At 49.2% G+C, this 6,309-nt stretch carries 5 protein-coding genes; 4 read left to right on the forward strand and 1 reads right to left on the reverse strand.

Going from position 1 to position 6,309, the window contains the following annotated elements; all coding sequences use genetic code 11:
- Window positions 1–17: 17 nt before the first annotated feature.
- The 4 genes from WCK19_RS15955 (at window position 18) to WCK19_RS15970 (ending at window position 5,305) form a co-directional block, all read left to right on the forward strand.
- A complete protein-coding gene (locus WCK19_RS15955; RefSeq protein ID WP_342398392.1) occupies window positions 18–1,541 on the forward strand; it encodes an NADH-quinone oxidoreductase subunit N in 1,524 nt (507 codons plus the stop codon).
- A 10-nt stretch (window positions 1,542–1,551) separates the two neighbouring features.
- The gene (locus WCK19_RS15960) at window positions 1,552–2,475 is read left to right on the forward strand and encodes a glycosyltransferase family 2 protein (RefSeq protein WP_342398393.1); all 924 of its coding nucleotides are present in this window, start codon (window positions 1,552–1,554) and stop codon (window positions 2,473–2,475) included.
- Between the two features lie 55 nt (window positions 2,476–2,530).
- Window positions 2,531–3,283, forward strand: coding sequence for an enoyl-CoA hydratase/isomerase family protein (locus WCK19_RS15965; protein WP_342398394.1), 753 nt, complete (start codon window positions 2,531–2,533; stop codon window positions 3,281–3,283).
- A gap of 99 nt (window positions 3,284–3,382) precedes the next feature.
- Window positions 3,383–5,305 (forward strand): tetratricopeptide repeat protein, encoded by a 1,923-nt coding sequence (locus WCK19_RS15970; protein ID WP_342398395.1) that lies wholly within the window; start codon window positions 3,383–3,385, stop codon window positions 5,303–5,305.
- Window positions 5,306–5,365: 60 nt separating this feature from the next.
- On the opposite strand, the gene WCK19_RS15975 is transcribed toward WCK19_RS15970, so the two are convergent.
- Window positions 5,366–6,309 (reverse strand): hypothetical protein (locus WCK19_RS15975; protein WP_342398396.1); only part of this gene is annotated, 944 nt, incomplete at its 5' end.

The following is a 6,309-nucleotide window of genomic DNA, read 5'->3' on the forward strand; positions in this document are numbered from 1 at the left end:
TTTCAGAAAATTATATTATGGGATTGTCTGCAATTAACGTACTGTATCAGGTAAAAATAGATAAAGCCGAACTGGATAAACTGAGTCAAATCGAGTGGGGCGCGTTATTGCCCGCATGGATTGTGTCGGGCGGTATCTTGCTGATATTGCTGGCTGACTTGATATTGCCGAAATCGCAGAAAAATGCGTTGGTAATACTCAGCTTTACCACGTTGGTGGCGGCTATTGTAAGCGCGTTCACCTTGATGGATAACAAAGCATCAGCGTTTCAGGGTATGGTAGCGGCGGATGATTTGAGCCGCTATATGGCTGTTCTTATATTCGGCGCAGGGGCGCTGGTAATTTTGGCATCGCCTGATTACTTTTCCCGTATCGGGGTTGAGGCACGCAGCGAATATTACGCGCTGATGCTGGCAACCGTAACAGGGATGTGGCTGCTGACAGTTTCCCTCAATCTGATGGTTTTCTTTGTGGCGTTGGAACTATTCTCGCTGGCGTTGTATGTGTTGGCGGGTTTTTTGCCGCGCAGTTTGCGTGGTCACGAAGCGGGGTTTAAATATTTCTTGCTTAGTAGCTTTGCCACCGCTTTTATGCTATACGGTATGGCGTTGTTATTCGGCGTTTCCGGTACTACTCAATTTAATGGTATCGCTGCCTATTTCACCAAAAATGGAGTCAGTGGCGATTATGGCATATTAGCGTTGGTGGGCTTGGGAATGCTTTCGGTGGGCTTTGCTTTCAAGGTTTCCGCCGTACCTTTTCACATGTGGACACCAGACGTTTATGAAGGTTCTCCTACTCCCGTGACCGCTTTAATGGCGGTAGGCACTAAAGCCGCGATTATTGCCGCCTTCTTGCGGGTCTTTACCGGAATGCTGGAGCCTATAAAGTTGCAATGGCAGCCGATTATCTTTGTGCTGGCAATCCTGACAATGATTGTTGGTAACCTGATGGCACTCTCACAACAAAGCGTAAAACGTTTGCTGGCTTATTCGGCAATTGCTCAAGCGGGTTACTTGCTGGTGGGTATTGCCTCTGACAATTCGTTAGGGCGAGAGGGAGTTTTGTTTTACCTATTTTCTTATACCTTGATGACTCTCGGCGCATTTACGGTGATACTGGCGTTGGAAGGACCACGCGGGGAAGGACAAGACATCAGCTACTTTACCGGGCTGGCGCGACATCATCCGGGGCTTGCTGCCGTCATGACTGTTTGTCTCCTTTCGTTGGGAGGGATACCTCCAACCGCTGGTTTCTTCGGTAAGGCGTTGGTATTCGGTTCGGCGGTTCAGGAAGGCGGATGGTATCTGGCGTTGGCGTTGGTAGGGGTGGCAACCAGCGTGATTGCGGTTTTCTACTACTTCCGCATTGTGGTACAAATGTATATGGCTGGCGACAGTACCCGCAAGGTAGTAGAAGGACGACCCGGTTGGGCGTTGGTCTTTGTATTAATGGTAACATCTGTCGGCACACTTGCGCTGGGCATTCTAGCTGGACCGGCTTTTGAATGGGCGAAGCAAGCCGTAGTATTTCTGAGATAAGCGAAACGGCATGGATCTCTCAATCATCGTGGTTAGTTATAATACTGTAAACCTGACCCGCAAATGTCTTGCCTCGGTTTTTTCTAATCCGCATCCACGTTATACCTTTGAAATTATTGTGGTTGATAATGCCAGCCGAGATGCTACCCCCTTAATGATAAGAGATGAATTCCCGCAGGTTAAGTTGGTGGCGAATAGCGATAATCGGGGCTTTGCCGCCGCCAATAATCAGGGCTACGCACAGGCGCAGGGGGATTATATTCTGCTACTCAATCCCGATACTGAGGTTATCGGCGATTCCATCTGGAAGATGCTGGACTTCAGCAAGCGAACGCGCGATGCGGGAGTGGTAGCCCCTTCCCTAGTATATCCAGATGACTCATTTCAGCACAGTGTTTTCAGATTCCCAAGTTTGTGGCAAATCTTTCTGGATTTTATCCCTATCAACTGGCGTTTCACCGAAAGCGGTTTGAACGGGCGTTACCCGCGTCGGATGTTCGAGGGTGCGCCCTTCAAAGTAGATTTCCCGCTGGGCGCGTGCATGCTTTTCAATCGCACCGTAATTGAACAGAACGGTTTCATGGATGAGCAGTTCTGGATGTATATGGAAGAAATTGACCTGTGTTATCGGGTCAGGCAGGCGGGCTGGGAGATATTTTGCGTGCCTTCTGCCCGGATAGTACATCATGCGGGGGCAAGCAGCCGTCAGTTCCGGGATGAGATGTTTTTCCAACTGCATAAAAGCCGCGCTTTATTTTACCAGAAGCATCACGCGCTGCTTTTTCGCCTTGCAGCAAAGTGCCTAACCTTACTAGGGTTAAGTTGGTTGACTATAAAAGCAACATGGGCGAGATTTTCAGGTAAAATGGAAAGTGGGGAATTTTCGTCCCGGCTACGCGGCTACAAGCGGGTGGCAGGGCTTCAGCTTCGGTAAGAGTTTTGGGGAGGGTAGCCTGTTCTATCCGAATATATGCTAGGAGAGCATTGAGATGATTGAGATTGTAAGCCACGGAGTAGTGGATGTTCTGCATATTAAGTACGGCAAAGCGAATGTACAGGATTTAGAATTTTGTCAGGAGCTTTTGCGCTGGCTAGAAGAGTTGCGTAGTTCCAATGCGCGGGCGTTGGTACTGACCGGGCAAGGCAAGCTTTTCTCAGCGGGGGTAGATTTAAAGCGCGTAATTGCAGGTGGCGAACCTTACATCCGGGAATTTCTACCAATATTAAGCCAGCTATATGAAACTCTCTTTTTCTATCCAAAGCCCGTGGTGTCGGCAATAAATGGGCATGCGGTAGCGGGTGGTTGTGTGCTGGCATGCTTGGCGGATTACAAGGTAATGGCGTTGGATGAGGGGCGCATCGGTGTGCCAGAATTGCTGGTGGGCGTGCCTTTCCCAATGATTGCGTTTGAAATTATGCGCTTTGTGTGCGACCCGCAGCATTTTGAAGAGTTGCTGTACGGTGGCGCAACATTTCCGGTGGAGAGCGCGTATTCGCTTGGCCTGGTGAATAAGTTGGTAGAGCCGGAGAGATTGCTGGAATATGCTATCGGCGTGGCAGAGAAGATGGCTACGCTTCCGGCTGAGGCTTTTGCGCTGACCAAGCAGCAAATACGCGCCCCTGTACTCAAGCGTTTACGCGAAGATGGGGCTGAGTATGATAGCGCTGTGCTTGATTGCTGGGCAAGCCAAAAATCGCTTGCGTCCATACAAGAATATGTTTTGCGTACTCTGCAAAAATAAAGGCTAGTGCGTTTGTGGTAAAATGAATGTCGGGGAGAATAATCTACCCGATATTTTTGTTTTATACTCAGGTAATTTTGTTAATTTGACTAAGGATATATGACGCAACCTGTAACTGCTCCAGAAATAATTATTATTCCCAAAGCAAAGAAACCGCCCAAGATGCCCATCTGGGTGCCTATGACGCTGGTTACTATGGCGCTGGTGTTGCTTACGGTGGTTTTTCTAACCGGACAGGACGCTGCTTCGGGCTTGGGACAAGCTGGATGGGTATCGGTTGGCATTGCGGGGGCATGTGTGCTTGGCTCAATAAATACATTGATTCGCAAGCGCACTTTTCTAGGCTTTAATGTGGTTGCCTATATAATTTTAGCGGTATTTTTCTTGGCGTTGGGGGTAGCGGGTATAGTGAGTGAAGCTCCGGTGCATACTTTACAGGCAGCTACTCTCAGAAAAGGCGGTAATTTCGAGCAGGCAATTGTGCAGTATCGCAAAGGAATTGAAACCAACCGCACTTTGAACATAGCCGATTCGTATTTGCTGTGGGGCAACGGGTTGCTTAAGGATAAACAGTTTGAAAAGGCTATTGCCGCTTATCGCGCTGCTTCTTCACCTGAGTATAAGGGAATCCTACAAAGCGACTTGGCGCGTAAAAAAATCGGGCAGACGTTTCTGGAGTGGGGCTTGTACCTTGAAAATTTTGAGCAAAACCCCGATCAGGCGTTGATAAAATACGATGAGACGGTTAAAGACGGATCAAATTCGGATGCGATTGATAAAGCGCGGTATCAGGCGCAGGGTATTATTTTTGATGTGGGTGACCGCCAATTCGATAATGGTGAATTCGATAAGGCGGTTATCACTTATCAGAGCGCCATTGACTTGTACGGGGGCGTTCCAGCCGACCTGAAACCCTATATTTCCAAAACATATCTGGCGTGGGGTAAAAAGTTGCTGGCGCAGGGCGATTTTGAGCAAGCTCTGAAAAAGCTGGATTTGAACTTTGCCTATGGCAATGACGTGGGCGCGTATAACCTTGCCATTGTGGATTGTTACGCGGCTAACGGCAAGAAACTGCTGGCAGACAATAATTATAGTGATTTAATTACCACTCTTACTCCCGCCTTTACTGCCTACGGGCGATATGACAGCCGTAGTCAGTTACAGGGTTTGCTGGGCGATGCGTTGGTAGCGCAGGGTAGCAGTGCGGAAACCGCCAAAGATTATCCTAAAGCCATTGATAATTACGAGAAAGCTCTGACCTATGTGGTCAATAAGGTGGATGTATCCGCCGATTTAAAGCTGCGTCTTTCAAACTTGCACCTGCAATATGGCGATGACCAATTTAATCAGCAGCAGTTTGAAACCGCTATCAAAACTTACCAACGCTCGCTGCAATTTTACCCGAACCCGCCCTTGACGGCACAGTTCCGCACCAATTTAGCCCGTTCTTATTTTAGCTGGGCGCAGCAATTTGAGAAGAATAACGATTTCCAGAACGCGCTTGACCGCTATCGCCTTATCTTGAAAGATTACGGCGAGCAGGTGGAGTTTACCAAGCAAGCCAGCGATTCCCAACCGCGTGTTCTGCTGGCGTTAGCTAATAAACTGACCGATGATAAGGATTACGGTAACGCTATTGCCCGTTATCAGGAACTGGTGGATAAATTCGGTATCACCGGGCAAGGGCAGGATGCCAAGAATAAGTTGGAAGCTTCTCAGGATGTGACGGTGACGGTGCTGGATCGCAACGGCAAGCCGCTTCCAAATCTCAAGGTGAAGCTGGACGAAAGCTGGACTAAAACCGCCAACGGCTTTGAACCCAAAGGACGCTCGTTGGATTTTACTACCAACGATAAAGGCTCTTTTACTATTAAGCTGGTTCCCAATAAAAGCTGGATGATGAGCTACTACAAGAACGGCAGTTATGCGGTAGCATCTTTCGGTGACTCGCCTGCCAACTTGGTAAAATCTGCTTCTCTCCGCGCTACAAGCCTTAGCCAGAACGTGCTTCTACCCTGACGCAAAAAGCTCCAATAAAAAAAGACCTCCCCAGTGCGGGGAGGTTTCGCTTTTAAATGTTTAGTAACCCGTTCCGTAGCGCCATTTGAAATAATGTCGCCCTACATTGCCCATCTCAACCTTGAACGGCTCAGCGTTGGAGGGGGTGAAGGTCAGCACACGCCTTTCAAAGAGTTGCACCAATACATCATGGTCTTGTCCGCCCACAATTACATGCGTCCAATATGGTTCGGTGAGCGGCAAGCCGAAGGTGGAAAGCCAATCGGTAACTGTGCCGTTCTGGTAGCTACCACCCAGATTGATGACTCCCTGTTGGTTCATGTAATCCCAGAAGACCTGCGGGATATTGTGACCGAGGTTGTTGTCATAATAACTATTGATGACATTGTAAACCGCCGAACCGGGATTTACATTGATTACGCCATCTTTAGAGATGGTGGCAATTACCGTTTGCCCGTTCTGGTTAGGAGCGCGTCTGTCGTTGTTAAGCGAAGCGATGTTGTAAAAGCTGTAATAGGTGGGCGCATTAATATTGGTTTCGGTTTGGTCGCCGGCGATGGCGATTTGAGACGGCACACGCGGGATATAGGAGTTATCGCCCACCTGAGCGAAGCCCGAAATCATTTCGCGCACCAACAAGCCGTTGGATATGCTGGTAGAATCGGCGTTGACTGCTTCCATACGCGCTTTATCGTGGTAATTTACGATACGTAATTGCCCATCATATGGTTCAAGCAGGATGGTGAAGCCATAAGGTTGGTCGCCCCATGTCCATGAACGCGCTGCCTTGCCGTTGAATACAGGGTCGTCTGCTCTGCTCCAAAGCGGATAAAAGAACGGATTGGTGGCATCGGCAGCAATGCGAGAGAAATAACCACCGCCAACCGGCGCAGGTTGCAACGGTTTGGGCTGCGGGTAAGCCGGAATCCCCGGTGTGGGCGTGGGCGTGGGGAACGGAGTTTGTGGCGGTAGTAGTACCGGCGTGTTCGCTGGAGGTGTGGGGG

The organism is Candidatus Chlorohelix sp. (genome assembly GCF_037138995.1).
GTDB lineage: Bacteria > Chloroflexota > Chloroflexia > Chloroheliales > Chloroheliaceae > Chlorohelix.

Bases quoted from the DNA above. Each gene is read 5' to 3' on its own strand.
- WCK19_RS15955 (WP_342398392.1), top strand. From the start codon at position 18: ATGGGATTGTCTGCAATTAACGTACTGTATCAGGTAAAAATAGATAAA.
- WCK19_RS15960 (WP_342398393.1), top strand. From the start codon at position 1,552: ATGGATCTCTCAATCATCGTGGTTAGTTATAATACTGTAAACCTGACC.
- WCK19_RS15965 (WP_342398394.1), top strand. From the start codon at position 2,531: ATGATTGAGATTGTAAGCCACGGAGTAGTGGATGTTCTGCATATTAAG.
- WCK19_RS15970 (WP_342398395.1), top strand. From the start codon at position 3,383: ATGACGCAACCTGTAACTGCTCCAGAAATAATTATTATTCCCAAAGCA.